Source organism: Methylobacterium sp. J-088, assembly GCF_022829295.1.
In the GTDB taxonomy this organism is placed as follows: Bacteria; Pseudomonadota; Alphaproteobacteria; order Rhizobiales; family Beijerinckiaceae; genus Methylobacterium.
In genome coordinates this window covers 1-25,053 of sequence record NZ_JAKSYH010000147.1, presented here as the reverse complement: position 1 = coordinate 25,053, position 25,053 = coordinate 1, and the positions used below count along the sequence as shown (strand labels likewise).

Below are 25,053 nucleotides of genomic sequence, written 5' to 3'. Positions count from 1 at the left end.
CCGATTGCCACGCGCACGGTACACGAAAGTGACACCACCGTCGCCGATTAGGGCTCGGGTCCCCTCTCCCGTGCGGGAGAGGGACAGGGTGAGGAATGAGAACTTTCCGGAAGAGGCGCACCCTGTCAGCGCCTTGAAGGTGCGCGGGATCCTGAACTTTCTCGACCCTCACCCAAACCCTCTCCCGCACGGGAAAGGGAGCATGTCGCGCTTGCCACCCGTGTTGGCAGACGCGTGTCGTGTACCGTGTGCAACGCGATCGGGCACGGCCCAAGCCGATCCCGACATGTGACCCGCGCCGTGCTCGAGCGTTGACGCTGCATCGCACCCCAGGAGACCACCATGGATCTCGACCTCACCGGCCGGAAGGCCCTGATCACCGGCTCGACCGCCGGCATCGGCTACGCCATCGCCAAGGAACTCTGCGATCTCGGCGCCGAGGTCGGCATCAATGGCCGCACCCCCGAGCGGGTCGAGGCGACGCTGGCCAAGCTCCGGGGCGAGGCGAAATCCGGCCGCGCCTTCGCGGCGCCGGGCGATGTCGCCACCGCGGAGGGCGTCTCCGCTCTGGTTAGCGCGCTCCCTGCGGTCGACATCCTGGTCAACAACACCGGGATCTTCGAGCCGAAGCCGTTCTTCGAGATCCCGGATGCCGACTGGCAGCGCTTCTTCGACGTCAACGTCATGAGCGGCGTGCGCCTGTCGCGGGCCTACACGCCCGGCATGGCCGAGCGCGGCTGGGGCCGGGTGATCTTCATCTCCAGCGAGTCCGGCGTGAACACCCCGACCGAGATGGTCCACTACGGGATGACCAAGACCGCGCAGTTGGCGATTTCCCGAGGACTCGCCCAGACGGTCGCGGGCAGCGGCGTGACGGTCAACAGCGTCCTGCCGGGACCCACGCTCTCGGAGGGCGTGGCTGAATTCATGACCCAGATGGCCGGCGGCAAGGCCGATGCCGATCTCGACGCCATGGGCCGCGCCTTCGTCGCCGAGCACCGCCCGTCCTCGCTGATCCAGCGCCTCGCGCGGGTGGAGGAGGTGGCGAACCTCGTCGCTTATCTGTGCAGCCCCGCGGCGAGCGCCACCACGGGTGCCGCGTTGCGCGTCGACGGCGGGGTCCTGCAAGGCATCGCCTAGGCGACCGCGCTCAGCGGCGCCCAGTCGTCCCAAACGCCAAACCGCCCTATCCGGCCAGGGGCGACGCGCCTCGATACCGAACGGACGTTCGCTATCTGGATCGCGCACAGGCGTCGTCGTCACCCGAGGGCCAGCGGGCGCCTGAGTAGCACGTTGTCGTCCTGCGATGCTCCTAGAGCCGATAGTCCGGACCTTGGGCCGGGCTTGGCTCTAGGGAGCGATCAGGCCTTCAGATGCGCAGCGAGGTGTTTGTTCATCTCGAACATCGAGCACTTGTCCTTGCCGAAGACCTTCTTCAGCTTGTCGTCGGCCAAGATCTCGCGCTTGTTTTCGGGATTCTGCAGGTTGTGCTTCTTGATGTATTCCCACACCTTGCTGACCACCTCGCCGCGCGGGAGCGGGTTGGTGCCGACGATCGCGCCGAGATCGGCAGAGGGCTTCAGCGGCTGCTGCAGGGCGTTCGGCTTGGCGCCGGCGGCGGCCTTGGTCGCGGTGGGCTTGGCAGCCTTCGCCGGAGCGGCCTTGGCAGGAGCCTCCTTGTCAGCAGTCTTGGTGGTCTTGGCCGCCTTCGGCGCAGCCTTCTCGGTCTTAGTGGCCATTAACTTCCTCCGGTTCTCGGGCCGCAGGCCGGGGCATAATCGCCCCACGGCCGAGACAGCATAGCAGCAACTAACCGGTACCGCTGCCGTTCCAAGGGGAATCCAAGGGGAAATCGCCTTCACGCGCCCCTCATCCACAAGGCACGCACGGAAATCCACACCCGACGGCCCCGATCCGGTCCGCGAGAAGATGATTCACCGATCCGGCCCACGCGAAACCTGTTCTTAACAATCTTGCCGCTGAAGTGCTTGCATGTTCGCTCCGGCCCTCACCCTCGCACTGCTGCTCGCCGCCGGGCTCGTCACGGCGCTCGGGATCGGCATCCGCGCCGAGCCGGCGACCTCCGGCACGGAACCGGGCCGCGGCCTGGTCTGAGCCGTCGGGATTGCCCCGGCGGGCCAGCCGGCCCATCTGCCCGGCGGCATGACCGACCCGCTCATCCCCACGACCCTGGCCACGACCCTGGAAAGCACGGCTCACGTCGTCCAGGTCGCGCTGAGCCCGGTCTTCCTCCTGTCCGGTATCGCGACGTTGCTGAACGTCTTCGGCGCCCGGCTGGCCCGTGTGGCGGATCAGGCCGACCATATCTCCGGGCAACTCGCCGAGGCGGCGGATGCGGAGCGCCTTCGCCTGGGCCGGCGGCTCGACCGGCTGCACCGACGCTCGCTCGCCCTCGACGCCGCCGTGTTCCTGGCCGCCCTCGGCGGTGTCGCAACCTGCGGCTCGGTGCTGACGCTGTTCGTCGGGGCGCTCCGCGACGCGACGGTGGCGACGCTGCTGTTCGGGCTATTCGGCGTGGCGATCCTGTGCACGCTGTGCGCCCTCGTCGCCTTCGGCTTCGAGATGCTGCTGGCCAGCCGCGCGGTCCGGGACCGGGTCAACGAGCGGCGCGCCCAGGCCGGCATGGCGGCGGATCCCTGAGCAGGCCGGGCGCGTGGAACCGGTCTGTCGCGTCCCGCTTGGTTCGCAGGACCCACGGAATGCGGATCGTCCCGCATCCGCCGACAGGGAGTGATCATGCCGACGGACCTGCCCACCGAACGCGCCGTGAGAAAGCCAGGAACCCTCGAACTCGACCCCGCCGGCGAGGGCATCGCCATCGACGAGAGCCCTCGTCTGATCGGCTCGCACAAGGTCGAGGGGACCGACGTCTACGATCGGACCGGCCGCCATCTCGGCGCGATCCACACCATCATGGTGGACAAGGTTTCCGGACAGGTCGCCTACGTGGTGCTGGCCTTCGGCGGGTTCCTGGGCCTCGGCGAGACCCATCACCCCCTGCCCTGGAACGCGCTCAGCTACAGCACGGACCTCGGCGGCTACGTGGTCGACATCGAGCCGGGCGTCCTTGCGGGCGCGCCGACACAAGGGGTTGGATAGGACGGCAGGACGACCCGGCCATCCGCCGCGGGCGGGTCAGGTCGCTCAGAACTTCCCGCCGAGGCCGACGCTGCCGCCCGGCGCCATCGTCGGCCCCACGGAGCCGCTGCCGGTGCCGGATCCGACCGCGCCGTTGCCGCCATCGAGATCCTCGCGCCGGATGCGCCGGTCGCCCGCATCCGCGGAGCGCGTCGCGCTGCCGGCGGTCTTGGGGATCGCAATCTGCCGCGTCGGCGCGGTCTGGAGCGGCTGGCCGTCGGCATCCACCGCGGCGTTGCGGGCCTGCCGGTTCGGCAGCGCGTCGCGCATGGAGGGCGGAAGCCCGACATCGGAGGCCGGCATCACGCCCCCTCCGCCTCCGAGCGCCTGGCAGCCGGCCATGAGGGCGGCAAGCGCCGCGCCGAGCGCGAGGCCGCGCAGGGCGGAGCACCGCGACGGGGAGAGGGTCGGCATCGTGTGGTCCTCGAAAAAGGCCGCGGTGATGTCCGCGGCTCGCGTGACTTATCGGCGGTTGTCTACGCTCAGGATGCGGCGAAAACCAGACGCCCGCGCAAGAGGCCGCGGCGCGGGGCCGGCGCGAACCTTGCGGCGCGGCCGCCGGGGTCCATAACTTCGCCCAGGTCCTGCGGCACGACGACCGTCCGCAGGGGCAGACCTTTCGGCGGCCGGCCGGGACCCGGCCGACATGGCTGTGGTCGCGCCGGCGTGCCGGCTCGGCCCGGCCCTTCCTCAGAGGACGTAGCGTGTTCAGAACCAACCGGATGATCGCGGTCGTGACGCTCGCCCTCTGGGCGTCGGGAGCCGCGGCGCAGGTCCAGGCGAGCGGAAGCGACGGCGCGTCCGGCCAAGCCTCGCCGCAGCCCCCCGTGGCGAATCCGGCGTCTCCGGCGGCCCCGGGCGCGACCGCCCCGGCGCCACCACCGCCGGCCGTGACGGCCGCGCCGCCGACTGCGCAACCGCAGCAGGGCACGCCCGCCACCGTGCTCGACACCCAGGACTACGAAAGCCTGCTCGGCCGCAGCGTGCGCAGCGCCCAGGGCGACGAGTTGGGACGGGTCATCGACATCATCATCGACAAGGACGGGCACCCGCGGGCCGCGATCATCGATTTCGGCGGCTTCCTGGGAGTCGGGACCCGCAAGATCGCCGTCGACTGGCGCGCCCTGCGCTTCTCGTCGGAGGGCGGCAAGGAGCGCAAGCTGTCGGTGGCGCTGACCCGCAACCAGGTCCGCGTGTCCCCCGAGTACAAGTCGGGTGAGCCGATCGTGGTGCTGGGCCCCGCGAGCCCCGCCGCTCCGTCGACCGAGGGCGATCAGGCGGCTGCGCCCGCCGCTGCCCCCGCCCCGACATCGGCTCCTGCGGCCAGCCCTGCGCCTCCGGCTGCATCACCGGCTCCCCCCGCCGCCACCGGCCAGACCCCGCCCACCGCCGCACCCGACAAGGCGCCGGACAAATGACGGTGGCCCGATTGAAGGTTCGCACCGCCGTTACCCCCCGCGAGCGCGACGTGCCCCGGCAGGATGTCCGCGCGCGGGCCGTGCGCCTGAAGGATCAGGGGATGGAGATGCCGCGCGAGCCGGCCCCGGCAGCCGGCGCCTCCGTCGGCGAACGCCGGATCTCGTCGGCGAGCCGCTACGGCCTCGACGCCTTCGCGTTCTTCGTCGCCAACCTGCAGACCGGGTTCGGGCCGTTCCTGGCCGTCTACTTCTCGCAGGCCAAGTGGACCCAGTCCGACATCGGTTTCGCGCTCACCGTCGGCAGCCTCGTCGCCCTGCTGGGTCAGGTGCCGGGCGGGGCCTTCGTCGACGTGGTCCGCTCGAAGCGCTTCGCCGCTTCGGTGGCGGTGATCGGCATCGCGGGCAGCGCCTTCGCGCTGGCAATCTGGCCGAGCTTCCCGGTGGTCCTGCTGGCCATGGCGGCGCATTCGGCGGCGAGCTGCGTGCTGACGCCGGCCATCGCGGCGATCAGCATCGGCCTCGTCGGGCGCGCGCACGCCGGCGAGCGCCTCGGCCGCAACGCCAGCTTCGCGGCGCTGGGCAACGCCCTCGGCGCCGCCGGGATGGGCGCCATCGGCTACTACCTGTCGAACGGCGCGGTGTTCTACCTGACGGCAGCGCTCGGCATTCCGACGGTGATCGCGCTGACGCGCATCCGCGCCCGGGACATCGATTCCGGCGTGTTCAAGGAGCCGTCGAGCCCGCAGGCGCCGCAGACGGCCGGGCAGGACGGGATCCGCAGCCTCCTGACCAACCGGGGGCTCCTGTGCTTCTCGGCCTGCATGGTTCTGTTCTTCCTCGCCAACGCGGCGATGCTGCCGCTGGTCGGCAGCGTCCTCACCCTGCGGGCGAGCGAGACCGCAACCGCGCTGGTCGCGGCCTGCATCATGGTCCCGCAGGCGGTGCTGGCGGTCAGCGCCCCCGCGGTCGGGCGCGCGGCCCAGCGGTTCGGCCGCTACCCGGTCCTGCTGTTCGGCTTCGGCGCGCTGCCGGTGCGCGGCCTGATGCTCGCCTACACCACCAACCCCTACGGCCTCGTCGCCATCCAGGTGCTCGACGGGATCTCGGCCTCCGTGCTGGGCGTGATGGTGCCGCTCATCGTCTCGGACCTCACCCGCGGGTCCGGGCGGTTCAACCTCGCCCTCGGCGCGGTCGGCACCGCGATGGGCATCGGCGCCGCCCTCTCGACCTCGCTGGCCGGGGTGATGGCCGACCGCCTGGGCAGCCACAGCGCCTTCCTGGGGCTCGCCTGCGTGGGCTTCGCGGCCTTCATGCTGGTGGCGCTGATCATGCCCGAAACCCGCCAATCCGACGCCCAGGCCGCCGAGCGCGTGGCCTGAGAAGCTTCGGCATCGGATTCGCTTGCGTGTTTCCACACCGCTCAAGCGGTGTTCAGATTTGACGGATAAAAGCGCACGGGAGGTGCGGACCGGTGCAACATATGGCAACGCTCTCGCGTTGCCGTCGCGGGTCAGACTGCGCCCGCGCTGCACTCCGCCTTGCCCGTTAGCCAGAGCCGCGCGAATACGGAATGGTCACCGCGATGGAAGAGCTGCACCGATACGCCGAGAGGCCCTTCGCCTTCGTCGGACGGTATCTCCGCCGCCGCTGGCTGCCGCACGTGGTCATCCTGATCTCCGTGCTCGGCGCGGTCGGCTTCTCGGTGTCCACGGATTACGCCCTCAAGGGCGTGGTCGACGCGCTGACCAAGGGCCCCGGTCCGGGCAACACCGCGGTCTGGAGCGCCCTCACGGTCCTGATCGCCTTCATCGCCGCCGACAACATGCTCTGGCGCGTCGCTGCGCTGACCGGCGCCTTTACCTTCGTGGGCGTGACCGGCGACATCCGGCGCGACCTGTTCCGGCACATGACCGGGCATTCGCCGACCTTCTTCTCGGACCGCCAGCCCGGCACCCTGGCGTCCCGCATCACGGCGACCTCGAACGCGATCTTCACGGTCGAGAACATGTTCGTGTTCAACGTGATGCCGCCGACCGTCGCGGCCTTCCTGTCGATCACCTTCATCGCGACCGTCAACACCACCATGGCGGCGATCCTGGCCGGCGTCTTCGCCGCGGTTGTCCTGCTGATGTTCAAGATGGCCGCGGCCGGCAAGCCGCTGCACCACGACTTCGCCGCCAAGGCCGCCTCCGTCGATGGCGAGATGGTCGATCTCGTCGGCAACATGTCGCTCGTGCGCGCCTTCTCGGCGTTCAAGCGCGAGGGTCAGCGCTTCGAGGGCACCATCGGCACCGAGATGCGGGCCCGCCGCTCGTCGCTCCTCTACCTCGAGAAGCTGCGCATCGTGCACGCGGTGCTGACCGTGCTCGCGGTCTTCGGCCTGCTCTACTGGGCAATCCAGATGTGGGAGGCCAAGGAGGCGACCAACGGCCAGGTCGTGCTGGTCTGCACGCTGGGCATCCGCATCCTCGCCGCCACCCGCGACCTCGCGGTCGCGCTGGTCGATGCCACGCAGCATACCGCCCGCCTGTCGGAGGCGTTGCACACGCTGCTCCAGCCGCACGACCTCGTGGATCACCCGGAGGCGCAGCCGCTCAGCGGCCAGGGCGCGAAGATCGCGTTCGACCACGTCGCCTTCAACTACCCGGATGGACGTCCCGTCTTCACGGATTTCGATCTGACGATCGAGCCCGGCCAGCGGGTGGGCCTCGTGGGCCGGTCGGGCGGCGGAAAGTCGACCCTGTTCTCACTGCTCCAGCGCTTTTACGACGTGCAGAGCGGCGCGATCCGGATCAACGGTCAGGATGTCCAGCGGGTGACGCAGGAATCGCTGCGCGAGGCGATCACGGTGGTGCCGCAGGACGTCTCCATGTTTCACCGCAGCTTGCGCGAGAACATTCGCTACGGCCGGCCGGACGCCACCGACGAGGATGTCTGGCAAGCGGCCGAGGCAGCTCATTGCACCGATTTCATCAAGTCCCTGCCGGAGGGGTTCGACACGATCGTGGGCGACCGGGGCGTGAAGCTCTCGGGTGGACAGCGCCAGCGCATCGCCATCGCGCGGGCGATCCTCAAGAACTCGCCGATCCTGCTCCTCGACGAGGCGACCTCGGCGCTGGACGCCGAGTCCGAGCAGGCGATCCGGCACGCGCTGGCGAACCTGATGAAGGGCCGGACCGTGATCGCCATCGCCCACCGTCTCTCGACGCTGCAGGATTTCGACCGGATCGTGGTGCTGGATGGCGGCCGTATCGCCCAGGACGGGTCGCCCGACAAGCTGACCCATCTCGACGGCTTCTTCCGCGAGCTGATGAAGAAGGAATCGATGGCGATGGCGCTCGCCGCCGCCTGAACGTGCGGATCGACCGAGCCGATTGCCCACGCACCCTCCCTCCCCCGCGAAGCCACCGGATGCACACATCTCTCTTGGAGAGGCGAAAGCAGCTCCGCGCGTTTCCCTCCCCCCCTTGCGGGGGAGGGAGAGCGCGTTGGCCTTCGACCCGGATTGTTCTGCAGCCGTCGAACGCATCGAACCACGACCTGTGAATATCGTAGCCCGCAACGGCGCGGTTCCCACGCTCCAGCCCCGCTGGTAGAGCGTCACGGACCGGACCTTGCATTGTCCGCGCCGTCGCGGATCGGCCCGCGGCCGCGGCATCCCGATCCCCCGAGCCCGCCCGTGCCCGACCTCGCCCTCGTCATCCGGGAGATCTCCGAGGAGATGGCCCAGCGCTCCGACCGGGGCGCGGTCGCCGACTACATCCCCGAACTGGCTCACGTCGATCCGAACCAATTCGGCATCGTGGTGATCGACGCAGAGGGGCAGGTCTTCGCCGGGGGCGACAGCGAGACCCCGTTCTCGATCCAGAGCGTCTCGAAGGTCTTCACACTGACCCTGGCCCTCGGCATGGTCGGCGACCGGCTGTGGAAGCGGGTCGGCCGCGAGCCGTCCGGCAACCCGTTCAACTCCATCGTCCAGCTGGAGCGGGAACGGGGCGTGCCGCGCAATCCGTTCATCAATGCCGGCGCCATCGCGGTGACCGACGTGATCCTCTCCGGCCACGCGCCCCGCGAGGCTCTGGGCGAGATCCTGCGCTTCATGCAGTTCCTGGCCCAGGATTCCAGCATCACCATCGACGAGGCGGTGGCGGCCTCGGAGAAGCGCACGGGCTTCCGCAACACCGCGCTCGCCAACTACATGAAATCCTTCGGGGTCATCGACAATCCGGTCGACTACACGCTCGGCGTCTACTTCCATCACTGCGCCATCGCGATGACCTGCCGGCAGCTCGCCACGGCCGGGCGGTTCCTGGCCCATAACGGCCGCACCCCTTCGACCGGCTACTCGGTGGTCTCGGCCGAGCGGGCGCGCCGCATCAACGCGATCATGCTGACCTGCGGCCACTACGACGGCTCGGGCGAGTTCGCCTACCGGGTCGGCCTGCCGGGCAAGAGCGGTGTCGGCGGTGGCATCCTGGCGGTGGCGCCCGGAAAAGCCTCGATCGCGGTCTGGGCGCCGGGCCTCGATGCCGCCGGCAATTCGCATCTCGGCCGGGTCGCGCTCGAACGCCTGACGCAGCGCATGGGCTGGTCGGTGTTCGGGGCGTGACGGCCTGCTTGCACGGCGCCGGGTTCCACGGCACTGCGCCGGGGCACCGATCCGGCGCCTGAGGGACAACGCGGCACCATGGCGACGATCACGGCGGACCGCAGCCCGGCCGAACCCCTCGACCCCGGCGCCATCCTGGCCCGCCTGGACCGCCTGCCCGCCACGCGCGCGCTGTGGCGTCTGGTCGTGCTGCTGGGGCTCGGCTTCTTCTTCGAACTCTACGACCTCCTGTTTACCGGCTACGTGGCCCCGGGCCTCGTCAAAGCCGGGATCCTGACCCCGACGACGCCTGGCCTGTTCGGGGCGAGCGGCGTCGCGAGCTTCGTGGCGGCCCTGTTCACCGGCCTGTTCATCGGCACCCTGCTGTGCGGCTGGCTCGCCGACCGGTTCGGGCGCCGGGCGATCTTCACGGGATCGCTGCTGGCCTACACGGCGGCGAACGTCGTGATGGCCTGCCAGACCGACGCCTTCGGCCTCAATCTCTGGCGGCTGATCGCGGGCATCGGCCTCGGGCTGGAGATGGTGACGATCGGCAGCTACCTTTCGGAACTCGTGCCGAAGGCGATCCGCGGCCGTGCCTTCGCCCTATGCCAGGGCATCGGCTTCACCGCCGTCCCGGTGGTGGCGTTCCTGTCGTACCTGCTGATCCCAACGGCACCTTTGGGCATCGACGGCTGGCGCTGGGTCGTGCTGATCGGCGCCTCGGCGGCGCTTGTGGTCTGGTGGCTGCGCGCGGGCCTGCCGGAGAGCCCGCGCTGGCTCGTGGAGCACGGGCGGCTCGCGGAGGCGGACGCAATCCTGCACCGGCTCGAAATGCAGGCGGCGGCCGAGACCGGGCGACCGCTGCCGCCCCCCGCCGCGCCGGAGCCGATCCAGCCGCGTGGCGCGTTCCGCGACCTCTGGGTCCCACCCTACCGCCGCCGCGCGCTGATGATGGCCGGTTTCAACGTGTTCCAGACGGTGGGCTTCTACGGCTTCGCCAACTGGGTGCCGACGCTGCTGGTGGCGCAGGGCATCACGGTGACGTCGAGCCTCGCCTACACGGCGCTGATCGCGCTCGCCGCCCCGGTCGGGCCGCTGATCGGGCTCCTCATCGCCGACCGGTTCGAACGCAAGCACGTCATCGTGGCCGCGGCACTCGTCTACATCGCCTGCGGTCTGACCTTCGCACGAACGACGGATGTCACCGCCATCGTGGCGCTCGGGATCGGCCTGACGCTCGCCTCCAACGTGATGTCGTACAGCTTCCACGCCTATCAGGCCGAGCTGTTCCCGACCGGCATCCGCGCCCGGGCGGTGGGCTTCGTGTATTCCTGGAGCCGGTTCTCGGCGATTTTTACCGGCTTCGTCATCGCCTTCGTGCTGCGCGAAACCGGAACGCCGGGGGTGTTCCTGTTCATCTCGGCGGCGATGCTGGTCGCGGGCCTGCTGGTCGGCCTTCTCGGGCCCCGGACGCGGGACGTGGCGCTGGAGAAGATCGAGGGCTGACGTCTGCCGGTTCGAATCGTGTTATGCTGACCGCATGGTCGCACTGCCGAACCAGCGGATGGACGTCGACACATTCCTGGCCTGGGCCGAAGGCCAGCCGGGACGCTTCGAGTTGGTCGACGGCGAGGTCTTCGCAATGGCGCCGGAACGGGCCGGACATGCTTTGGTGAAGTATGCGACGCAAACGGCATTGAAACGGGCGATCACGACTGCCGGAACTGGCTGCCGCTGCCACATGATGCCCGACGGCATGACGGTCCGCATCGACGCAACAACGACGTTTGAGCCCGATGCCCTCGTGTATTGTGGGCCACGGATGGATGTTGAGGCCATCGAGGTGCCCGATCCCGTGATCGTCGTTGAAGTGCAGTCACCGGGTACGCGCTCAGTCGATGCAGGCTTCAAACTGGCGCGATATTTCAGTCTCGCGAGCGTGGCCCACTACCTGATGATCGATCCGGTCAAGCGCTTGGTCATCCACCATCGACGTGGTGCCGATGGGCTCATCGTGACCCGCATCTCCAGCGAGGGAACGCTGGACCTGACCCCGCCCGGCCTGACCCTGTCGGTCGCCGAACTGTTCGCCGATCTCCCGCCCCCAGCAGATCCCGCGGCTTGATCCGATCCGGGGCGGATGCCACAGCGGCGCGAACCCGAAACAGGACGCCCGATGACAGCCTCCCTCGATCTCCTCGTACTCGGCAACGCGATCGTCGACGTGATCGCCCGCGCGGATGAGCCGTTCCTCACCGCGCAGGGCGTCACCAAGGGCGCCATGCAGCTCATCGACGAGCCCCGTGCCGAGTCGCTGTTCCAGGCCATGGGGCAGACCACGATCGTGTCGGGCGGCTCCGGGGCGAACACCGCCGTGGGCGCGGCGCTGCTCGGCGCCAAGACCGGCTTCGTCGGCAAGGTACGTGACGACGAGCTGGGCGTCCTGTTCGGCCACGACCTGAAGGCCACCGGCGTCGGCTTCACGGTTCCGCCGGCGACCGAAGGCGCGGCGACCGCCCGCTGCCTGATCCTGGTGACGCCGGACGGCGAGCGCACCATGAGCACCTATCTCGGCGCCTGCCAGGGGCTCTCGCCCGAGGATGTCGACGACGCGCTGGTGAAGTCCGCCCGGGTCGTCTACCTCGAAGGCTACCTGTGGGATCCGCCGGCCGCCAAGGACGCGTTCCGCAAGGCCGCCCAGATCGCCCACCAGGCCGGCAACGCCGTGGCGCTGACCCTGTCGGATGCCTTCTGCGTCGGCCGCTACCGGGACGAGTTCCTGGGCCTGATCCGCGATGGCAGCATCGACATCCTGTTCGCCAACATGGGCGAGCTCCAGAGCCTCTACCAGACCGACGATGCCGAGGCCGCCGTGGCGGCACTCCGCGACGAGCGCAACGCCCGCGGCCGGCACCTGCTCGGCCTCGTCACGCGCTCGGCCGAGGGCGCCCTGGTGATCCACGGCGGCGAAGTCCGCGCCGTCGAGGCGAGCCCGGTCCATGCCGTGGTGGACACGACCGGGGCGGGCGACCTGTTCGCCGCCGGCTTCCTCGCCGGCCACGCCCGCGGCCTCGACAACGTCGCCAGCGCCCGGCTCGGCACGCTGGCGGCCGCCGAGGTGATCCAGCACATCGGCGCCCGCCCGCAGACCGATCTCGTCGGCCTCGCCAAGGCGCGCGGGCTGCTCTGAGCCCGCCCGGGCCGCCCGCACGGTCGGCGAGGCAACGTGTGACCTCGCCGGCCCCCTGCGCGGCCTGCCCTTTGGTTTGCCGCTCAGGGCCGCAGCAGCACCTTGCCCACCGCCGCCCGGCGGGTCAGCAGGCCGAACGCCTCCGGAAACGCCGCCAGGGGGTAGGTGCCGTGCACCTGCGCGGTGAGCTTGCCCTCGGCGACCCAGTCGAGCAGCCGGCGCTGGTCGGCCCGGTGGGCCTCCGGCTCACGGTCGAGGAAGGCGCCCCAGTGGACGCCCTGCACGTCGAGTTCCTTCAGGAGCATCAGGTTCAGCGGTAGCCGCGGAATGGCGCCGGCGGCGAAGCCGATCACGAGGTAGCGCCCGCGCCAGCCGAGCGCCCGCAGGGCCGGCTCCGCGTAGGCATCGCCGACCGCGTCGTAGACCACATCGACCCCGCCCCCGGAGATCCGGCGCAGCTCGTCCTTGAGCGTGGCGGGATCGTAGACCAGACCCGCCTCGGCCCCGTGGGCGCGGGCGACCGCGAGCTTCTCCTCGGAGGAGGCGCAGGCGATCACCCGGGCGCCCATCAGCCGGCCGAGTTCCACCGCGGCGAGGCCGACGCCCCCGGAGGCGCCGAGCACCGCCAGCCACTCGCCGGGCTGGAGCCGCGCCCGGTTGGCCAGCGCATGGAGCGACGTGCCGTACGTGATGGTGAGCCCGGCCGCCTGCTCGTCCGGCACCGCGTCGGGCACCGGCGTGAGCCGGCTTGCAGCGATGGCGATTTTTTCGGCGCAGCAGCCGTGCCCGGCATGGACGATCACCCGGTCGCCCACGGCGACGCCTGACGCGCCCTCCCCCAGCGCCTCGACCACGCCGATTCCCTCGCCCCCCGGCGAGAACGGCAGCGGCGGCTTCACCTGATAGCGCCCGGCCGTGATCAGCGTGTCGAAGAAGTTGAGCGCCGCCAGCCGGATCCGCACCAGGGCCTGTCCCGGCCCCGGGACCGGATCGGGCCGCTCCGCGATCTCAAGATGGTCCGGCCCGTCGAGCCGCGTGCACAGCAGCGCCTTCATGGCGTCTCGTCCTCCCGTGATGGTTGGTCCTGTTCAGGACCGGACCGGCCATGCGGTCAAGCCGTCCCGATCATCTCCCGGATGCGGGCGCCCAGCACCTCGACCACGAACGGCTTGGTGATCACCTGCATGCCGGGGCTGAGCTGGCCATGGCCCAGCACCGTCGCGTCCGCGTAGCCGGTGATGAACAGCACCTTGAGCCCCGGGCGCGTCTCCCGTCCGGCCTCGGCCATCTGGCGGCCGTTCATCCCGCCGGGCAGCCCGACATCGGTGACCAGCAGGTCGATGCGCACATCCGATCGCAGCACCTTGAGCCCGGCGACGCCGTCCGCCGCCTCGATCGCGGTGTAGCCGAGATCCTCCAGAACCTCGGTCACCAGCATCCGCACGGTCGGCTCGTCATCGACCACCAGCACGGTCTCCCCCGGGGCGGCCCGGGGCGGGGCGCCGGGCGCGGCGCGCGGATCCTCCTCGGGCACCGCGCCGCCGTGGCGGGGCAGGTGGAGGCAGACATTGGTGCCCCGGCCGACCTCGGACTCGATCCGCACCTGTCCGCCCGATTGCTGGGCGAAGCCGTAGATCATCGACAGGCCGAGCCCGGTCCCCTGCCCCAGCGGCTTGGTGGTGAAGAACGGCTCGAACACCCGCGCGATGATCGCGGGCGGCATGCCGGTGCCGGTGTCGGCGACACAGAGGGACAGGTACGGCCCCGGCGGCATGTCGTGGTGCCGGGCGGCGTCCGCGTCCAGCCACGCATTGGCGGTCTCGATGGTGATCCGCCCACCCTCGGGCATCGCGTCCCGGGCGTTGATGCACAGGTTGAGCAGCGCGTTCTCGAGCTGCGGCGGATCGACCAAAGCCGGCCACAAGCCCGGCGCGCCGATCACCTCGACCGCGATGGCGGGGCCCACGGTGCGGCGGATCAGCTCCTCCAGGCCGGCGACCAGCCGGTTCACGTCGGTCGGCTTCGGATCGAGGGTCTGGCGGCGCGAGAAGGCCAGCAGCCGGTGCGTCAGGGCGGCGGCGCGCCGGGCCGCGCCCTGGGCGGCATTGATGTAGCGGTCGACATCCATCATCCGGCCCTGGGCGAGCCGGGTCTGGATCAGCTCCAGCGAGCCGGAGATGCCGGCGAGCAGGTTGTTGAAATCGTGCGCGAGGCCGCCGGTGAGCTGGCCGACCGCCTCCATCTTCTGTGCCTGGCGCAGGGCTTCCTCGGCGGCCGCCAGGGCTTCGGTGCGCGCGCGCTCGGCGGTGAAGTCGCGGCCGACCGCGTTGATCATCCCCTCCCCCGGCCGGGCCGACCAGCTGATCCAGCGGTAGCTGCCGTCCCGGTGGCGGTAGCGGTTGTCGAAGCGCGCGAGGCGCTCGCCCGACGCGAGTTGCTGCCCCCCCGCGACGGTCCGGTCGAGATCGTCCGGATGGACGAGGCTCATCAGGTTGAGGCCGACGAGTTCGTCCGCCTGCCAGCCCAGCACCTCGGTCCAGGCCGGGTTCACCGCCAGCATGGTCCCGTCGAACGCGGTGCGCAGCATCATGTCGGTGGAGAGCGTCCACAGGGCGTTGCGGTCGGCGGTCCGGTCCGCGACCTGCTGGGCCAGGGTGGCGTTGAGGCGGCCCAGCTCCGTGAGCGCGGCCTCCAGCTGGGCGCGGCTCTCGGTGAGGGCGGCATCGGCCAGCACGCGGCCCGTGGTCTCGCTGGTGAGGATGAACAGCCCGGCCACATCGCCCGCGGCATCGAGGACACGGGAATACGAAAAACTCCACCACGTCTCCCGGGCGCCGCGGTCGGTGTCGAGCTGCCAGGGCAGATCGACGAAGCGCTCCGGCCGGCCCGCCAGGGCGGCGTCGATGATCGGCTTGGCCTGATCCCAGGCATCGGCCCAGACTTCGTCGAACCGCGCCCCCATGGCCCAGGGCAGGCGCGGCCCCAGCAGCGGAAAGTAGGTGTCGTTGAAGAAGAAGTGGAGATCGGGCCCCCAGGCCAGGATCATCGATTCCGGCGAGTTGAGCACGAGGGAGAGCGCGGCGCGGAACTCCGCCGGCCACGTTTCCGGGGGGCCGAGGGGGTGGCCGGTCCAGTCGCGCACGCGGATCATGCGCGCGGCTTCGCCGCCGCCGGCGAGGAAGGCGAGGGGGTCGGTCACTGGATCAGAACGATATACGTCATGGGCGTATGGCGTATGACTGCCTTTGGCGGCATCTCCAAGATGCCGCTCGCGGTTCAATGACGCCGTTGCAGAGCGCCGTCTTTGCGAGTGGAGCGAGGCAGCCCAGGGGAGCGGGACATTCGTGAGCGTTGCGCCGACCGGATGGCTTCGCTCCGCTGGCTTAGACGGTCGGGCGCAGCTTCGATCCAGCCAGCTTCCCAGAGACTGAACCCAATGAGATCAAGCATGCGATGACTGCTCGCGACCCGACCCAGCCGTACAGACTACTATTATGGCCGCTCAAAAGCGGACGTAGGCGTGGGCTCGATTCAAGGCCTAAATTGATTCGTAGCGTACCTTCCGACCTGCCTATTCGAATGTCCGCTCGCACCAAGGGCCGTGGGACCGTTCCGGACACCCCGGAGGGCGTCGGTAGGTATGGCGTACACGTCGCCCGCCTTCTTGCCACTGCCCCCCGGCTCAGGTCGACGACAGGGACACGCCGGCGAAACGTGAACCAGCCCAAGGATGTCGGCGGTATCGTGGCTCAGCCCGCCCCCCCGGGCCTAGGGGTGCCCATGCCCGTGACCTGCGGCCTCCAGGATGAGATCGGCGACGGCCTGCGGCTGCGAGATCAGGGACAGGTGGCTGGCCTTGAGCTCAAGCGTCCTCGCATTCATGCGCTTGGCCATGAACCGTTCGAGGTCCGGGTCGATGGTCCGGTCCTCGGTCGACACCGCGTAGAAGCTCGGCTTCGACCGCCAAGCTGCCTGGGTGGTCTTTCCCGCCAGCAACGCCTTGTGGAACGGTTGCTGGACCGCGAACAGCACCCGGGCCTTGTCCGCCGGGAGGTCGCCCGCGAAGTCTTTCAGGAAAGCCGCCTCGCTCAGGCGCCCCTCGTCGCCGTCGAACACGATGCCGGCCGAGGCGGGTGGCGTCGGGTAGGTCTTTGCCAGCGCCGTGTAGTCCTCTCCCGCATCCGGCGCCCGGGCGGCGACGTAGACCAGGGCGGACACCTTCGGGTCGACGCCGGCCTCGGTCACGATCATGCCGGAGAACGAGTGGCCGACCAGGACCGTCGGTCCCTCCTGGCGCGCCAGGACCCGCTTCGTGGAGGCGACCGACTCCTCTAAGGTGGTCAGTGGGTTCTGCACCGAGGTGACGTCGAGGCCTACCGCCTGCAGCTTCGGGATTACCTCGGACCAGCACGACCCGTCGGCGAAGAGGCCGTGGACGAGCACGACATTGCGTGCCCGCGGCAGGTCCTGCGCGACCGCCGTTCCGGGGAGCAGCGCCGCCGCGGCGCCTGCGGCGAGCGAGAGGCTCAGGTCTCGTCGGGTCATCATGTTTGCATGTCTCCGTCCGGGTTCGGGAACCGCGGAACTCACGTCTGTTCAAAGGTCAGCGTGCGAGCGTTACGCCCGAGAGCCGGGCACATGCGTTCAACAGCGCCTCCTGGGTGGCCTCGTCCCGCGTGTCCGGGTGCGGCTCGCGCAAGGCCTCGTGGTAGAAGTAACGGCCGGTCGAGCGGGCGAGCGGGTCGTCGCTGGTGGCGAGCCACGCTTGCGTGACGGGCGCGGCGGCTAAGTCGTCCGGCGCACCCGGACCGCCCATCCGGGTCGGCACCCAACCCGGCTCCAGGGCGTTCGACAGCACGTCCGGCCATCGTCGGGCGATCCCGAAGGCCAGCAGCACGTCGAGGAACTTGCTCTCGGCATAGGCCTGGGCCCCGCTCCAGCGCCGCATCTCCCACTGCAGGTCGTCCATGTCCGGCCGTCCGCCCGGATGCATGCCGGAACTGACATAGACGAGCCGACCCGGACGTTCGATCAAGGCGGTGAGGAGATAGGGTGCGAGCACGTTGACCGCGAACACGTGGGACAGCCCGTCCTCGGTCGCTATCCGGCGGGGCTCGCGGTAGCCGATCCCGACGTTGTGGATCACGGCGTCGAAGCGGCCCGTCTCGTTCGCCTGCTCCGCCACGGCGTGCATCCCGGCGAGGGTGACAACGTCGCCGACCACCATGCCCTGCGCCTCGGGCAGCGCCCGGCGCGTGGCATCCGCGCGCGCCCCGTCCCGGGCGTGGAGGGTCACCCCGTGCCCGTTCCGGGCGAGCAGACGCCCTGCCATGAGGCCGAGGCCGTCCGACGAGCCGGTGATCAGGATGCGGGCCATTTCGAAATCTCCCCAGCGTCCGTCGGAGGCCTTACCAAGGCAGTGTCGTGTTGAACCGGTCGAGGTAGCGCAGACCCGGCCTGTCACGGTTGGCATCGACGGTGTCGACGACGTGCGGGATGCTTTCCTCGACCGACAGCGCGGCGTCGTTGCCACCCATCTCGGTCCTAATCCATCCGGGCGCCAGCAGCAGCAACGCCCGGGGATCGCCTGGATGGCGGGTGGAATAGCCCTTCATCAGCATGTTCAGGGCGGCCTTGCTGGCCGCATAACCCTGCCATTGGGGATTGTCGTTCTGCGCGATGCTGCCGAGCTCCGAGCTCATCACCGCCACCACGCCGTCGGCGCTGACCAAGCCTTCCAAAACCTCGATGGCCCGCACCGGAGCGAGTGCGTTGGTCCGCATCATGTCCACGAAATCGGTTTCGGGAAGCGTCGCGGGTGGCGCCTCGATTGAGCGGGCGATGCCGGCGTTGATGAATAGGACGTCGATGCGCCGCCCGTCGAGCCGCCCGCGAAGGGCCTCGATGCTACCGGGATCGAGGATGTCCGCCGTCTCGATCCCAAGGCGACCGGGATAACGGCTTCGCAACGCCTCCAACTGTTTCGAGGGGGTTCGGACCGTCGCCACGACGTGCCAGCCACGACCGCACCACTCCGTTGCCAGGGCCAGACCCAGGCCGCGCGAGGCGCCAACCACCAAAACCGTCCGGTCCTGATCCATCTCCGTCTTTCCCATGCATTCGTCTCGTCGAGCGTGATCATGCGCCGACGTCGCTTGGGATCGGAGCGCCGATCTGTCACAACCTTCCTGACCATAGGTCCGGAATGGCCACACATTACGATGGACGGCTGTTGGCCGGCGTGACGGTGTTGATGGCCGTCGTCGAGGCGGGCTCGATCACCCGGGCCGCGGAGGCGTTGTCGTTGACCCCGTCCGGCGTCGGCAGGGCCGTGCAACGCCTTGAGACCCGCATCGGGGTGCGTCTGCTCGACCGCACCACCCGCTCGCTTCGTCTCACCGACGAGGGGCGCCGCTTCTGGGAACGGGTCGGGCCGCTGATCGACGGCATTTCCCAGGCCGCCGTCGAGGCGGCCGGCTCGGCTGAGCGCGTCCGCGGACGGCTGCGGGTCAACGTCGACCCATTCGTCTCGCGTCTCGTGCTCGCCGACCGTCTCTCCGGCTTTCTCTCCACCTACCGCGAGCTCAGGCTCGAACTCGTGATGCGCGACCATGTCGGCGACCTCGTCGCGGACGGCTTCGACATGGCCCTGCGGTTCGGGGACCCGCCGGTCGGCAGCTTCACGGTCCGCAAGCTGTTGGACACCCGCATCCTGACGGTGGCCTCCCCGGCATACCTGGCCGAGCACGGGCGGCCCGGGCACCCGTCAAACCTCCGGAACCATGAGTGCATCGACTACCGGGACCCGACCACGGGCAGGCCGTTCGCCTGGGAGTTCCGACGCGGCCCCGAGCTCGTCCCGGTCGCCGTGCCGTCGCGGCTCATGGTCTCCGACGTCGACGCCATGCTCCGCGCCTGCGTCGCCGGCTTGGGGATCGCGCAGGTGATGGCCCTGGGCAGCGCGGGTCTGAGACGCTCCGGCGAGCTCGAAGTGCTCCTACCCGACTGGCCTGACGAACGCTTTCCGCTCCACGCCATCTACCCGACGAGCCGGCACAGGACCGCGAAGGTCAGGGCGTTCACCGAGTTCTGCGTGGCATTGCTCGCCGAGCACGCGGGCCAGGGCTAGACGGGCGCCCTGCCGACGGAGGCACCTCCATCTACGTAGAGCGTCTGCCCCGTCATGAACGCCGCCCCGTCCGACAGCAGGAACGCGATGGCGGCGGCGATCTCCTCCGGCCGGCCGAAGCGCCCCATCGGCACCCCAGCGAGGTAGCGCCGCTCGCCCTCGCTGCCCGGCGGGTTGTTGCCCCGGAACAGTTCGGTCTCGGTCGGGCCCGGCGCCACCGCGTTCACGGTGATCCCGGTCGCGGCGAGTTCGAGCGCCCAGGAGCGGGTGAAGCTGACGAGCGCCGCCTTCGCGGCCGCGTAGGCCGTGCGCTCGACGCTGCCGAGCACGGTCAGGCTGGCGATGTTGACGACCCGGCCCCAGCCGCGCTGTTGCATTCCCGGCAGGATCGCCTGCACGGCCTGGACCGCCGGATGGAGGTTGACGCGCAGGACCTCGTCCAACGCGGGGATCTCCACCGCCCCGAGCCGCTGCGGTCGCACCAGGCCGACGTTGTTGACCACGCCGTCGAAGGCGAAGCGCCCACTCAGGTCCGCGAGGACCGCGGCGGTGGCCTCGCCGTTGCCGAGGTCGATCGGCACGAGCGTGCCGGGGAAGCCGTCGAGGCCGCCGCGGGCAAGTCCGACGACGCGGTGGCCGTCCTCAGCGAGACGGTGGGCCAGCGCCAGCCCGATGCCCTTGCTGGCACCGGTCACGAGAAAGGTACGGGACATCCTGGATCTCCTTCTAGCTGCGCGGCAGCCGACGCGGTCCAGGCGCCGTGTTCGGTCAGGCGGGAACGGAGGCGGCGCGGCGGAGCGCCGGCAGCATGTCCTCGGGCTCGGGGCGGCGGGTGTAGTCGGGGTTCACCTCGGCGTAGAGGATTACGCCGTCCTGCCCGACGACGAAGCGGCCGGGCATCGGCAGGGTCCAGCTCGGGTCGCCGTTGAAGGACGGCAGGTCGTTCCTCAGGCTCTTGTAGAGGTCGACGAGGTAATTGGGCAGCGCGAAGCGCAGGCCGAACGCGGCGGCGACGTCGTTGTGCGGGTCCGACAGGATCGGGAAGCCGAGGGAGTTCTGGCGGACCGACTTCCGGCTGTTGGCCGCCGTTTGCGGCGAGATGGCGAGTAGGCTCGCTTCAAGCTGGTTGAAGCTCGGCAGCGCCTCCTGGAGCGCCTGGAGCTCCATGTTGCAGTAGGGGCACCAGACGCCCCGGTAGAAGCTGATCACGATCGATCCGCGCGCCAGCAGGTCGGCGGACGAGACGGGCTGTCCGTCCGAATCCCGCAGCGTGAACGCCGGGGCCCGGTCGCCGGCCCTCAGGGTACGGGTCGCGGCCCCGGAGGCGATCAGTTCAGCTGTGGCTCGGTGCATCGTCGCGATGACCGAGGGGGGCACGTTGTAGGGGGGCTTGCCGGCCTCGAAGTCGGCCTTGAACGCATCGAGCTTGGATTGAAGGGTCATGGGTCCGCTCCTCGTGGGTGGTGGTCGGGAAGGCGTCGCGGTTGCCCGATGCGCCTCGACGTCCGGCTTGGGCCGGCTCCTCAGGCCTGGGGCACGAGGGCGTTCACCCGCTCGATTGCGCGCCGGACGGCGGGCCGCGCGGCGACCGCGTCGTACCAGCGGCCGACATGCGGCGTGGCCTCTAAGCCCACCCCCGCGAACTCGCGGCGCCAGAGCCAGCCAAAATGGGCGATATCGGCCACCGTGAAGGCATCGCCGGCGACGAAGGGGCACTCGGCCAGGATGCCGTCGAGCACGCCCAGCGTCCGGTTCGCCTCGGCCGAGAAGCGGGCGATGGCCAGCGATTGCGGCTCGGCGGCCTGGCGCTGGAAGAAGCCCGCCTGCCCGAAGGCCGGGCCAAGCCCCGAGGCGTGGAAGAACAGTTGCTCGAACACGCGCGCCCGCCCTTCGCCGTCCGTCGGTAGGAGCCGACCGCTCGTCTCGGCCAGGTAGACCAGAATCGCGGCCGACTCCGTCAGGACCAGCCGGCCGCCGGGCGCCGCGGCGTCCACCAGCACCGGTACCTTCGCGTTCGCGTTCAGCGCCACGAATTCGGGAGCCTTCTGCTCGCCCCGGCGGACGTTCACGCCGTGCAGGACGTACGGGAGGCCGATCTCCTCCAGGGCGATGGGGACCTTGACGCTGTTGGGCGTGGCGAAGGCGTAGACCTCGAACATGATCGCTATGCTCCGGAGGGACCGCCGCGATTGCGCGGTAGGGATGTCCGGATTGATGACCCCATCCCGATAGACATGGCAGGCAGCGCGGGGCGATAACGCTCATTCCAAGGAGGAATGGCGTGGACCGGTATCAGGCGATGGCGACCTTCGTGCGGGTCGTGGAAGCGGGCTCGTTCTCTGGCGCCGCCCGGCTCCTGAACGTCGGCCAGCCCGCCGTCTCCAAGACGATCGCGCAGCTGGAGAACCGGCTGCAGGTCAGCCTCCTCATCCGCTCCACCCACGGCCTGAGCCCTACGGAGGCGGGACTGCGCTTCTACGAGCGGGCGCGGGCGGCCATCACGGAGGCGGACGAGGCCGAACTCGCCGCTCGCGGCGCAGGTGCCGGGCTCTCGGGCCGGTTGCGCGTCTCGGCGGCGACCACCTTCGCGCGGATCCATATCGTGCCGATGTTGCCCCGCTTCCTCGCCGAGAACCCAGACCTCGATATTGAGGTCATCCTCGACGACCGGGTGATCGACCTCGTCAGCGAGGGGATCGATCTGTCACTGCGCATGGGCTCCCTGCCGGATTCGGCTGCCGTCGCACGCAGGCTGACGACCGGCGCACGCTCGGTACTTGCCACTCCCGGCTACCTCGCCAAGGCAGGTGAGCCCCAGAGCCCTGCAGCACTCGCGGAGCACGAGGCGGTGATCTACAGCCAGCTACCCGACGTCTGGTCCTTCACCCGGGACGGCACCGAGATCTCCGTCGCGGTGCGCGGCCGCGTACGGGTCAGTGCCGCCGAGGGCCTGCGTGCGGCGGTCCTGTCCGATATCGGCCTCACGATCACGTCGGAGTGGATGTTCGCCCCTGAGCTGGCGAGCGGCCGCGTGAAGCGGCTTCTGCTTCCCTGGACGCTGCCTTCTATCGATCTCTGGGCGGTCTTTCCGACGGGCCGTATGGCCAGCGCCAAGGCACGCCTCTTCGCCAGCTTCGTCCAAGCGATCATGGGCGAGGGCGGATCTGACCATTCCCCGGCGGCATAAGCCTTATCGCCACGTGCCGTCGTCCGCTCCCGGACCGATCCGGCTACCTCGTTCTCACGCCGACCGACCGGGGCCGGCCACCAAGAGGACAGCACCGATGGCCCGCTTCGACACCTACCGCGACGCTTTTCCCAATGCTCGCCTGACCCGCAAGCCGAACGGCGTGCTGGAGGTCGTGCTGCATACGGAGGGCCATAAGCTCGTTTTCAACGGTCACACGCACGAGCAGTTCGTCGACCTGTTCCACGCCATAGGCGAGGACCGCGACAACCGCGCCGTGATCCTGACCGGATCGGGCGACGCGTTCATGGATACGATCGACCCCGAGGGCTTCGACTTCTTCTCCCCCCAGGGCTACGACAAGATCCTGCGGGAGGGCCGGAAGGTGCTCGGCAACATCCTCGACATCGAGGTGCCGATGATCACCGCGCTGAACGGCCCGGTCCTGCTGCACAGCGAGTACGCCCTCCTGACCGACATCGTGCTGGCGACGCCGGACACGGTGTTCCAGGACAAGCCGCACTTCGAGTTCGGCATCGTGCCGGGCGACGGGGTGCACATTCTGTGGCCGGAGGTGATCGGCTCGATCCGCGGGCGGTACTTCCTGCTGACGCGCCAGGTGCTGGACGCCGAGACGGCCAAGGATTGGGGCGTGGTCAACGAGATCGTGCCGCGCGATCGGTTGCTGGCCCGTGCGCACGAGATCGCCGACGGTATCGCCGCCCTGCCGCCGCTGACCGGCCGCTACACCCGGATGGCATTGACCCAGCGCCTGCGCCGGCTCGTCGAGGAAGGCACCGGCTACGGCTTGGCTTTGGAGGGCATCAGCGCCGCCGACGTGGCCCGGAGCATGGCCTCCCAGGCCTGATCGCCACTCGCCAATTGCTGCATAGCCGGTTGCATTCGCAAGGAGAGTCCAATGACCCAAGTTCGCTACCAGACCGTCGATGTCGACGGCTTCGAAATCTTCTACCGGGAGGCTGGCGACCCTAAGCGGCCGACGCTCCTGCTGCTACACGGCTTCCCCTCGTCCGGGCACATGTTCCGCGACCTCATCCCGCTCTTGGCAGACCGCTTTCACCTCGTCGCCCCCGACCTGCCCGGCTTCGGCCTGTCGGAGATCAAGCCGCGGGATGCCTTCAACTACACCTTCGATGCGCTTGCGAAGATGATCACGCACTTCACCGAGGTGATCGGCCTGGACACCTACGCGCTCTACGTCTTCGACTACGGCGCGCCGACCGGCTTCCGCGTGGCTATGGCGCATCCGGAACGAGTGACGGCCATCGTCTCACAGAACGGCAACGCCTATGACGAGGGGCTGAGCGAGGGCTGGAACCCGATCCAGCGCTACTGGCGCGACCCGAGCGAGCCCAACCGTGAGGCCCTGCGCGAGCTGCTCACCCCGACCTCGATCCGTTGGCAGTACGAGCACGGTGTGCCCGATACCTCACTCGTCTCGCCGGACGGCAGTGCCCTCGACGCTTGGTACATCCAGCGTCCCGGGGTCGACGAGATCCAGCTCGACCTGTTCGGCGACTATGCCAAAAACGTCGCTCTCTACCCCGCCTTCCAGGCCTACTTCCGGGAGCATCGGCCGAAGCTGTTGGCGATCTGGGGCCGGAACGATCCGTTCTTCCTGCCCGCAGGCGCGGAGGCGTTCCGGCGCGACCTACCGGATGCGCAGGTCCGCTTCCTCGATACCGGACACTTCGCCCTGGAGACGCATGCTGCACCCATCGCTGAGGCAATCGCCGGTTTCCTGAACGAATGACGCGCAGGCCGCACGCGTCCGCAGGTGAAGGGCACGGCGGCCAAATACCCGGCGCCGTGGTTTGCCAGCCGGGCGGCCGCCGACGCCCACGCGGACGCCCTGGCTTGTCCAGGCCCTATCCTGTCCGACAAGGAGCCAGAGCCGTGCCGACCAAGACCATCCTCGCAGCCGCGACAGCCCTGTCACTCGGCCAGGCCACCCCTCAACCGCTTCCTTCGGTCTCGGCCACGACAACCTACCACCGGGCCGAGATCGACGGAGTGGGCGTTTTCTACCGCGAGGCGGGTCCGCGTGACGCCCCGGCGGTTCTGCTGCTGCATGGCTACCCTTCGTCGTCGCGCCAGTGGGATCCGCTGCTGCCGCTCCTCGCCGACCGTTACCATTTGATCGCGCCCGACTACCCGGGTTTCGGACAAAGCGATGCGCCGTCGCCGGAGCAGTACACCTACACCTTCGACAATCTCGCTAAGAGTCCGTCCGAGAAGTCAGGTTGATCGGGCGAGGCGCCTGACGAGGATCATGACGGCTGCGGCGTAGAGGAAGGCTCTGGCGGAGGCGAGGGTCGCTTCCGGATCCTTCCAGAGGCGTCGGTTGCGGCTGATCCA

The 25,053-nt window shown here is 69.6% G+C and carries 25 protein-coding genes and 2 pseudogenes; 16 read left to right on the top strand and 11 right to left on the bottom strand.

Annotated elements, in window-relative coordinates; translation table 11 throughout:
- Positions 1-342 precede the first annotated feature (342 nt).
- Entirely contained in the window at positions 343-1,140 is a 798-nt protein-coding gene (locus tag MKK63_RS16730; RefSeq protein WP_244003697.1) for an SDR family NAD(P)-dependent oxidoreductase, read from the top strand.
- A 221-nt stretch (positions 1,141-1,361) separates the two neighbouring features.
- Here MKK63_RS16730 and MKK63_RS16725 read toward each other — a convergent pair whose 3' ends face one another.
- Positions 1,362-1,739, bottom strand: a complete 378-nt coding sequence (locus MKK63_RS16725) for an SWIB/MDM2 domain-containing protein (protein WP_243924306.1) — start codon at positions 1,737-1,739, stop codon at positions 1,362-1,364.
- A 253-nt stretch (positions 1,740-1,992) separates the two neighbouring features.
- Here MKK63_RS16725 and MKK63_RS31715 point away from each other — a divergent pair, with 253 nt between their 5' ends.
- The 3 genes and pseudogenes from MKK63_RS31715 to MKK63_RS16715 form a co-directional block, all read left to right on the top strand.
- Positions 1,993-2,115 carry a hypothetical protein gene (locus MKK63_RS31715; protein ID WP_267356084.1) on the top strand — a complete coding sequence of 41 codons (123 nt, stop codon included), beginning with the start codon at positions 1,993-1,995 and terminating at the stop codon, positions 2,113-2,115.
- Positions 2,116-2,163: 48 nt separating this feature from the next.
- Complete coding sequence (locus tag MKK63_RS16720) at positions 2,164-2,661, top strand: DUF2721 domain-containing protein (RefSeq protein ID WP_244003695.1); 498 nt, start codon at positions 2,164-2,166, stop codon at positions 2,659-2,661.
- Between the two features lie 96 nt (positions 2,662-2,757).
- Positions 2,758-3,117, top strand: a pseudogene (locus MKK63_RS16715) (PRC-barrel domain-containing protein); the annotation flags it as partial.
- Between the two features lie 48 nt (positions 3,118-3,165).
- Here MKK63_RS16715 and MKK63_RS16710 read toward each other — a convergent pair.
- Positions 3,166-3,573, bottom strand: coding sequence for a hypothetical protein (locus tag MKK63_RS16710; protein WP_243924303.1), 408 nt, complete (start codon positions 3,571-3,573; stop codon positions 3,166-3,168).
- Between the two features lie 308 nt (positions 3,574-3,881).
- Here MKK63_RS16710 and MKK63_RS16705 point away from each other — a divergent pair, with 308 nt between their 5' ends.
- The 7 genes from MKK63_RS16705 to MKK63_RS16675 all read left to right on the top strand — a co-directional run bounded on the left by MKK63_RS16705 (position 3,882) and on the right by MKK63_RS16675 (position 12,358).
- On the top strand, positions 3,882-4,577 hold the full coding sequence (locus tag MKK63_RS16705) for a PRC-barrel domain-containing protein (protein WP_244003699.1): 696 nt from the start codon (positions 3,882-3,884) through the stop codon (positions 4,575-4,577).
- On the top strand, positions 4,574-5,956 hold the full coding sequence (locus MKK63_RS16700; RefSeq protein WP_244003693.1) for an MFS transporter: 1,383 nt from the start codon (positions 4,574-4,576) through the stop codon (positions 5,954-5,956). Before MKK63_RS16705 ends, MKK63_RS16700 begins: the two co-directional genes overlap by 4 nt.
- Before the next feature lie 203 nt (positions 5,957-6,159).
- Positions 6,160-7,929 (top strand): ABC transporter ATP-binding protein, encoded by a 1,770-nt coding sequence (locus MKK63_RS16695; RefSeq protein ID WP_244003691.1) that lies wholly within the window; start codon positions 6,160-6,162, stop codon positions 7,927-7,929.
- Between the two features lie 327 nt (positions 7,930-8,256).
- Positions 8,257-9,186 carry a glutaminase gene (locus MKK63_RS16690; protein ID WP_243924298.1) on the top strand — a complete coding sequence of 310 codons (930 nt, stop codon included), beginning with the start codon at positions 8,257-8,259 and terminating at the stop codon, positions 9,184-9,186.
- 78 nt (positions 9,187-9,264) lie between these two features.
- A complete protein-coding gene (locus MKK63_RS16685) occupies positions 9,265-10,674 on the top strand; it encodes an MFS transporter (RefSeq protein WP_244003689.1) in 1,410 nt (469 codons plus the stop codon).
- Between the two features lie 58 nt (positions 10,675-10,732).
- Positions 10,733-11,293: a Uma2 family endonuclease gene (locus MKK63_RS16680; RefSeq protein WP_244003687.1), complete on the top strand. Its 561-nt coding sequence runs from the start codon at positions 10,733-10,735 to the stop codon at positions 11,291-11,293.
- A gap of 51 nt (positions 11,294-11,344) precedes the next feature.
- Entirely contained in the window at positions 11,345-12,358 is a 1,014-nt protein-coding gene (locus MKK63_RS16675) for an adenosine kinase (protein WP_244003685.1), read from the top strand.
- 83 nt (positions 12,359-12,441) lie between these two features.
- Here MKK63_RS16675 and MKK63_RS16670 read toward each other — a convergent pair whose 3' ends face one another.
- From MKK63_RS16670 to MKK63_RS16650, 5 genes are all read right to left on the bottom strand, one after another.
- Entirely contained in the window at positions 12,442-13,413 is a 972-nt protein-coding gene (locus MKK63_RS16670; RefSeq protein ID WP_244003683.1) for an NADPH:quinone oxidoreductase family protein, read from the bottom strand.
- Between the two features lie 56 nt (positions 13,414-13,469).
- On the bottom strand, positions 13,470-15,557 hold the full coding sequence (locus MKK63_RS16665; RefSeq protein WP_244003681.1) for a PAS domain-containing sensor histidine kinase: 2,088 nt from the start codon (positions 15,555-15,557) through the stop codon (positions 13,470-13,472).
- Between the two features lie 569 nt (positions 15,558-16,126).
- Positions 16,127-16,906: an alpha/beta fold hydrolase gene (locus MKK63_RS16660; RefSeq protein WP_244003679.1), complete on the bottom strand. Its 780-nt coding sequence runs from the start codon at positions 16,904-16,906 to the stop codon at positions 16,127-16,129.
- 55 nt (positions 16,907-16,961) lie between these two features.
- Positions 16,962-17,735, bottom strand: a complete 774-nt coding sequence (locus MKK63_RS16655; protein WP_244003677.1) for an SDR family NAD(P)-dependent oxidoreductase — start codon at positions 17,733-17,735, stop codon at positions 16,962-16,964.
- 31 nt (positions 17,736-17,766) lie between these two features.
- A complete protein-coding gene (locus MKK63_RS16650) occupies positions 17,767-18,459 on the bottom strand; it encodes an SDR family NAD(P)-dependent oxidoreductase (RefSeq protein ID WP_244003675.1) in 693 nt (230 codons plus the stop codon).
- Positions 18,460-18,563: 104 nt separating this feature from the next.
- On the opposite strand from MKK63_RS16650, the gene MKK63_RS16645 reads away from it, so the two are divergent.
- Positions 18,564-19,487 (top strand): LysR family transcriptional regulator, encoded by a 924-nt coding sequence (locus tag MKK63_RS16645; protein WP_244003673.1) that lies wholly within the window; start codon positions 18,564-18,566, stop codon positions 19,485-19,487.
- On the opposite strand, the gene MKK63_RS16640 is transcribed toward MKK63_RS16645, so the two are convergent.
- From MKK63_RS16640 to MKK63_RS16630, 3 genes are all read right to left on the bottom strand, one after another.
- Positions 19,484-20,200 carry an SDR family oxidoreductase gene (locus MKK63_RS16640; protein WP_244003672.1) on the bottom strand — a complete coding sequence of 239 codons (717 nt, stop codon included), beginning with the start codon at positions 20,198-20,200 and terminating at the stop codon, positions 19,484-19,486. The two genes, MKK63_RS16645 and MKK63_RS16640, sit on opposite strands and share 4 nt — an antisense overlap.
- Positions 20,201-20,255: 55 nt before the next feature.
- The gene (locus MKK63_RS16635) at positions 20,256-20,930 is read right to left on the bottom strand and encodes a peroxiredoxin-like family protein (RefSeq protein ID WP_244003670.1); all 675 of its coding nucleotides are present in this window, start codon (positions 20,928-20,930) and stop codon (positions 20,256-20,258) included.
- 80 nt (positions 20,931-21,010) lie between these two features.
- Positions 21,011-21,646 carry a glutathione S-transferase family protein gene (locus MKK63_RS16630; protein WP_244003668.1) on the bottom strand — a complete coding sequence of 212 codons (636 nt, stop codon included), beginning with the start codon at positions 21,644-21,646 and terminating at the stop codon, positions 21,011-21,013.
- A 122-nt stretch (positions 21,647-21,768) separates the two neighbouring features.
- On the opposite strand from MKK63_RS16630, the gene MKK63_RS16625 reads away from it, so the two are divergent.
- The 4 genes from MKK63_RS16625 (at position 21,769) to MKK63_RS16610 (ending at position 24,942) form a co-directional block, all read left to right on the top strand.
- Complete coding sequence (locus MKK63_RS16625; protein ID WP_244003666.1) at positions 21,769-22,674, top strand: LysR family transcriptional regulator; 906 nt, start codon at positions 21,769-21,771, stop codon at positions 22,672-22,674.
- Between the two features lie 97 nt (positions 22,675-22,771).
- Complete coding sequence (locus tag MKK63_RS16620; RefSeq protein ID WP_244003664.1) at positions 22,772-23,542, top strand: enoyl-CoA hydratase/isomerase family protein; 771 nt, start codon at positions 22,772-22,774, stop codon at positions 23,540-23,542.
- Between the two features lie 51 nt (positions 23,543-23,593).
- Positions 23,594-24,448 carry an alpha/beta fold hydrolase gene (locus tag MKK63_RS16615; RefSeq protein ID WP_244003662.1) on the top strand — a complete coding sequence of 285 codons (855 nt, stop codon included), beginning with the start codon at positions 23,594-23,596 and terminating at the stop codon, positions 24,446-24,448.
- A gap of 143 nt (positions 24,449-24,591) precedes the next feature.
- The gene (locus tag MKK63_RS16610; protein WP_409564523.1) at positions 24,592-24,942 is read left to right on the top strand and encodes an alpha/beta fold hydrolase; all 351 of its coding nucleotides are present in this window, start codon (positions 24,592-24,594) and stop codon (positions 24,940-24,942) included.
- Here MKK63_RS16610 and MKK63_RS16605 read toward each other — a convergent pair.
- Positions 24,934-25,053 (bottom strand): annotated as a pseudogene (locus tag MKK63_RS16605) (IS5/IS1182 family transposase); the annotation flags it as partial. The gene MKK63_RS16610 and the pseudogene MKK63_RS16605 sit on opposite strands and share 9 nt — an antisense overlap.

What these genes read in the sequence shown, in the direction of transcription:
- MKK63_RS16685 (WP_244003689.1), top strand. Translation starts at nt 9,265, where the DNA reads ATGGCGACGATCACGGCGGACCGCAGCCCGGCCGAACCCCTCGACCCC.
- MKK63_RS16660 (WP_244003679.1), bottom strand. Translation starts at nt 16,906, where the DNA reads ATGATGACCCGACGAGACCTGAGCCTCTCGCTCGCCGCAGGCGCCGCG.
- MKK63_RS16645 (WP_244003673.1), top strand. Translation starts at nt 18,564, where the DNA reads ATGGCCACACATTACGATGGACGGCTGTTGGCCGGCGTGACGGTGTTG.
- MKK63_RS16725 (WP_243924306.1), bottom strand. Translation starts at nt 1,739, where the DNA reads ATGGCCACTAAGACCGAGAAGGCTGCGCCGAAGGCGGCCAAGACCACC.
- MKK63_RS16615 (WP_244003662.1), top strand. Translation starts at nt 23,594, where the DNA reads ATGACCCAAGTTCGCTACCAGACCGTCGATGTCGACGGCTTCGAAATC.
- MKK63_RS16680 (WP_244003687.1), top strand. Translation starts at nt 10,733, where the DNA reads ATGGACGTCGACACATTCCTGGCCTGGGCCGAAGGCCAGCCGGGACGC.
- MKK63_RS16630 (WP_244003668.1), bottom strand. Translation starts at nt 21,646, where the DNA reads ATGTTCGAGGTCTACGCCTTCGCCACGCCCAACAGCGTCAAGGTCCCC.
- MKK63_RS16640 (WP_244003672.1), bottom strand. Translation starts at nt 20,200, where the DNA reads ATGTCCCGTACCTTTCTCGTGACCGGTGCCAGCAAGGGCATCGGGCTG.
- MKK63_RS16655 (WP_244003677.1), bottom strand. Translation starts at nt 17,735, where the DNA reads ATGGCCCGCATCCTGATCACCGGCTCGTCGGACGGCCTCGGCCTCATG.
- MKK63_RS16710 (WP_243924303.1), bottom strand. Translation starts at nt 3,573, where the DNA reads ATGCCGACCCTCTCCCCGTCGCGGTGCTCCGCCCTGCGCGGCCTCGCG.
- MKK63_RS16695 (WP_244003691.1), top strand. Translation starts at nt 6,160, where the DNA reads ATGGAAGAGCTGCACCGATACGCCGAGAGGCCCTTCGCCTTCGTCGGA.
- MKK63_RS31715 (WP_267356084.1), top strand. Translation starts at nt 1,993, where the DNA reads ATGTTCGCTCCGGCCCTCACCCTCGCACTGCTGCTCGCCGCCGGGCTC.
- MKK63_RS16675 (WP_244003685.1), top strand. Translation starts at nt 11,345, where the DNA reads ATGACAGCCTCCCTCGATCTCCTCGTACTCGGCAACGCGATCGTCGAC.
- MKK63_RS16705 (WP_244003699.1), top strand. Translation starts at nt 3,882, where the DNA reads ATGATCGCGGTCGTGACGCTCGCCCTCTGGGCGTCGGGAGCCGCGGCG.
- MKK63_RS16670 (WP_244003683.1), bottom strand. Translation starts at nt 13,413, where the DNA reads ATGAAGGCGCTGCTGTGCACGCGGCTCGACGGGCCGGACCATCTTGAG.
- MKK63_RS16635 (WP_244003670.1), bottom strand. Translation starts at nt 20,930, where the DNA reads ATGACCCTTCAATCCAAGCTCGATGCGTTCAAGGCCGACTTCGAGGCC.
- MKK63_RS16730 (WP_244003697.1), top strand. Translation starts at nt 343, where the DNA reads ATGGATCTCGACCTCACCGGCCGGAAGGCCCTGATCACCGGCTCGACC.
- MKK63_RS16650 (WP_244003675.1), bottom strand. Translation starts at nt 18,459, where the DNA reads ATGGATCAGGACCGGACGGTTTTGGTGGTTGGCGCCTCGCGCGGCCTG.
- MKK63_RS16700 (WP_244003693.1), top strand. Translation starts at nt 4,574, where the DNA reads ATGACGGTGGCCCGATTGAAGGTTCGCACCGCCGTTACCCCCCGCGAG.
- MKK63_RS16620 (WP_244003664.1), top strand. Translation starts at nt 22,772, where the DNA reads ATGGCCCGCTTCGACACCTACCGCGACGCTTTTCCCAATGCTCGCCTG.
- MKK63_RS16720 (WP_244003695.1), top strand. Translation starts at nt 2,164, where the DNA reads ATGACCGACCCGCTCATCCCCACGACCCTGGCCACGACCCTGGAAAGC.